The organism is Streptomyces sp. IBSBF 3136, assembly GCF_036815105.1.
GTDB lineage: Bacteria > Actinomycetota > Actinomycetes > Streptomycetales > Streptomycetaceae > Streptomyces.
The window spans coordinates 15,596-18,942 of the sequence record NZ_JAJSZC010000153.1; the positions used below are offsets into that span (position 1 = coordinate 15,596).

Sequence of the window (3,347 nt, forward strand, 5' to 3'; positions counted from 1 at the left end):
GGCACACACCGTGCGCCGGGGCGGGCGTGGGAGGCTTTCCCCGCCCCGGCCCCGGAGCCCGGAAGCCCGGCCGGGGAGCGGCGGCAGCAGGCCCCGGCCCCGCTGCGCATCACCCGCAGCCGCACCGCCTGGGCGCTCGCCGTCTTCTTCGGGCTCCAGGCCACCGCCGCCTACATCACCATGGGCTGGATGGCGCAGATCTTCCGGGACGCCGGTGTCCCGGCCGGCACCGCGGGCATCCTCCTGGCCGTCACCATGGTGATGGGCGTGCCGTTGGCCTTCGTGATCCCGCGGGTGGCCACCCGGCTGCCCCACCAGGGGCCGATCGTGCTGGTCCTGGGCGCCTGCGGCCTCGCCGGGTACGCGGGCCTGTACTTCGCTCCGGCCGCCGGCGCCTGGGCCTGGGCGGTGCTGCTCGGCATCTCCAACTGCGCGTTCCCGCTGGCGCTGACGATGGTCGGGATGCGCGCCCGTACCGGGCCCGGCGTGGGGCAGCTGTCCGCCTTCGCCCAGAGCACCGGCTACCTGATCTCCATCCCCGGACCGCTGCTGGTCGGCGTCCTCTACCAGCACAGCGGCGGCTGGGGCCTGCCGATCGCCCTGATGGCGGCCCTGATGCTGCCCCAGATGGTCGTGGGCTTCCTGGCCGGCCGCGACCGCGTCGTGGAGGACGAGGCCGCGGCGACACGCTGAGGCCGGCCGCACCCCGGGGCGAGGGGCGGGCGCGGGAGGTGGGACACTGGCCGCATGCCCGTGCTCGACCCGAACCCCCAGAACGGCCAGAAGAAGATGCTGCTCGTCTTCGGCTCGTTCCTCGCCATCTTCGTGATCATCGCCATCATCGCGACGATCGCCTCGCCCTGACCTCACCTCGTCCTGATCCGGCCCGACCCTGCCGCGGCGCCCGATGGTGGGGCTGGCCCCACCATCCCCTAGGGGGCCAGGGTCAGGGTCAAGTGGGTGGGTCACCGGATGGGTCGGCGGCCCCGGATTCCGTAGCTTCGAGGTGTGACCGCGACAGGCGGCCAGAACCACTCGATGCCCCACGGAGGCGACCATGCCGGCCCGCACCCACTCCCGGCCCCACCCGGCGCCTTCGGGCGGTGGCGTCGACATCCGGCTGCGCTGGTGGGCGCTCGCCCTGCCGACACTCGCCTTCATCACGCTGTTCGGGCTGATACTGAACCCGTCCCAGGCCCACGCGGCGAGCGGCGACCCGGCGATCACCCAGCTCCTCGAACGCCTGCAGCAGCTCCTCGCACGCTGACACCGAGCCTGCGCATCCGGTGAAATCGCATGTCAACTCCCTGCGCCGGGTGGCCTGTTTCATGCGAAGCTGGATCTCATGAGCGTCGCAGAACCCCGTGAGATCGTCCTCTTCCGGCATGCGAAAGCAGACTGGCCCCCGGTGTCCGACCATGAGCGCCCGCTCGCGGAGCGGGGCCGCATGGACGCCGCCGTCGCCGGACGCAAGCTGGCCGACACCGCCGTCACCTTCGACCTGGCCCTGTGCTCCACCTCGGTCCGGACCCGTGAGACCTGGAAGCTCGCCGTCCACGAACTGGCGCACCGGCCGAAGACCCACTACGAGGAGCGGGTCTACGAGGCCTCGCCCGGCGAGTTGATCGCCGTGCTCAACGAGATCCCGGACGACGTGCGGAACGCGATCCTGATCGGGCACAACCCGGGCGTCCACGGCCTGGCCGAGATCCTGGCCGGCGACGCCGAGGGCGACGCCCGGCAGCGGATGAACCGCCGTGGCTTCCCCGCCGCCGGCTTCGCGGTGCTCACCTTCGACGGCACCTGGAAGAGCCTGGAGCCGGGTGTGGCCACCCTGACGGACTACTGGGCGCCCTCCGAGTGACGGCACGCACGACAGGAGGGCCCGGCACCGCGCGGTGCCGGGCCCTCCTCGCGTCCGAGGCCTTCGCGTCCGGAGCCCTCGGGTTCGGACCGCGTGTCTCCGGAGCGCGAGCCGCCGCCGGGCGGCTCAGCCCTCGTCGTGGGTGTCGGCCGCCTCGACCTCTTCGCGGGTGATGCCCAGCAGGTAGAGCACCGTGTCCAGGAAGGGGAAGTTCACGGCCGTGTGCGCGGCCTCGCGGACCACCGGCTTGGCGTTGAAGGCGACACCGAGACCGGCCGCGTTCAGCATGTCGAGGTCGTTGGCGCCGTCACCGATCGCCACCGTCTGCACCAGCGGCACCCCGGCCTCCGCGGCGAACCGACGCAGCAGCCGCGCCTTGCCCGCGCGGTCCACGATCTCGCCGGTGACCCGCCCGGTCAGCCTGCCGTCGACGATCTCCAGCGTGTTGGCCTGCGCGAAGTCCAGCCCGAGGCGTTCCTTCAGATCGTCCGTGACCTGGGTGAACCCGCCGGACACGACGCCGACTTGGAAGCCGAGGCGCTTCAGCGTGCGGATGAGCGTACGCGCGCCCGGCGTCAGCCGCACCTCGTTGCGCACCTTCTCCACCACCGAGGCGTCCAGCCCCTCCAGCAGCGCCACGCGCGCGTGCAGCGACTGCTCGAAGTCCAGCTCGCCGCGCATCGCCGCCGCCGTCACCTCGGCGACCTTGTCCTCGCACCCGGCGTGCGCCGCGAACAGCTCGATGACCTCGTCCTGGATGAGGGTCGAGTCCACGTCCATGACCACCAGCCGCTGGGCGCGCCGGTGCAGACCGGCGGAGACGACGGCGATGTCGACACCCAGTGCCGCCGCGTCCGAGGCCAGGGCCGTGCGCAGCGGCTCGGTCTCCACCCCGGAGACGGCGAACTCCACGGCGGTCACCGGGTACTTGGCGAGACGGAAGATACGGTCGATGTTGCCGCCGGCCTTGGCGATCCGGGCGGCGATGGCGGCCGTCGACTCGGCGGTGAGCGGGTGGCCGAGCACCGTCACCAGGGAGCGCCCGAGACCGCGGGGACGGTTGTCGCCGTGTCCCGAGATGATCTCCGCCTGCATCTTCATCGACTCGGCCCAGCTGTGCACCGTCGCCCGCAGGTCGCCCTCCAGGCCGGCCGGCGGGTGGGTGACCAGCGCGCACAGCACCAGGCGGCCCCGGGTGACGACCTGCTCGATGTCGACGACGTCGACGGCGTAGGCGGCGAGGGTGTCGAAGAGGCCGGCCGTGATGCCCGGCCTGTCCTTGCCGAAGATCTTGACGAGGAGAGTGGGGACCTCGGAGGTCTGCGAAGCGCTCATGGTGTCACCACCGTATCCGGCACCCAGTGCCTTCCGCCCGCCCGGTCCGCCTGACGGACACGGAACAATGGGTGTCCGGCCGGTGTCGCGGACCTTGCCCGGGACCGACGCCCACCCGACCCGCGTGGTCCGCCCGATCCGCCTCATC

The 3,347-nt window shown here is 72.3% G+C and carries 4 protein-coding genes and 1 pseudogene; 4 read left to right on the forward strand and 1 reads right to left on the reverse strand.

The window, feature by feature from the left end; translation table 11 throughout:
- The 4 genes and pseudogenes from V7E45_RS27490 to V7E45_RS27505 all read left to right on the forward strand — a co-directional run.
- A pseudogene (locus tag V7E45_RS27490) lies at positions 1-693 on the forward strand (MFS transporter); the annotation flags it as partial.
- Positions 694-747: 54 nt separating this feature from the next.
- A complete protein-coding gene (locus V7E45_RS27495) occupies positions 748-864 on the forward strand; it encodes an SGM_5486 family transporter-associated protein (protein WP_269787331.1) in 117 nt (38 codons plus the stop codon).
- 193 nt (positions 865-1,057) lie between these two features.
- Complete coding sequence (locus V7E45_RS27500) at positions 1,058-1,267, forward strand: hypothetical protein (RefSeq protein WP_333776895.1); 210 nt, start codon at positions 1,058-1,060, stop codon at positions 1,265-1,267.
- Positions 1,268-1,345: 78 nt separating this feature from the next.
- On the forward strand, positions 1,346-1,864 hold the full coding sequence (locus tag V7E45_RS27505) for a SixA phosphatase family protein (RefSeq protein WP_333776896.1): 519 nt from the start codon (positions 1,346-1,348) through the stop codon (positions 1,862-1,864).
- 126 nt (positions 1,865-1,990) lie between these two features.
- On the opposite strand, the gene serB is transcribed toward V7E45_RS27505, so the two are convergent.
- Positions 1,991-3,199 (reverse strand): phosphoserine phosphatase SerB, encoded by a 1,209-nt coding sequence (gene serB / locus V7E45_RS27510; RefSeq protein ID WP_333776897.1) that lies wholly within the window; start codon positions 3,197-3,199, stop codon positions 1,991-1,993.
- Between the last annotated feature and the right edge of the window lie 148 nt (positions 3,200-3,347).

What these genes read in the sequence shown, in the direction of transcription:
- V7E45_RS27495 (WP_269787331.1), top strand. Translation starts at nt 748, where the DNA reads ATGCCCGTGCTCGACCCGAACCCCCAGAACGGCCAGAAGAAGATGCTG.
- V7E45_RS27500 (WP_333776895.1), top strand. Translation starts at nt 1,058, where the DNA reads ATGCCGGCCCGCACCCACTCCCGGCCCCACCCGGCGCCTTCGGGCGGT.
- V7E45_RS27505 (WP_333776896.1), top strand. Translation starts at nt 1,346, where the DNA reads ATGAGCGTCGCAGAACCCCGTGAGATCGTCCTCTTCCGGCATGCGAAA.
- serB (WP_333776897.1), bottom strand. Translation starts at nt 3,199, where the DNA reads ATGAGCGCTTCGCAGACCTCCGAGGTCCCCACTCTCCTCGTCAAGATC.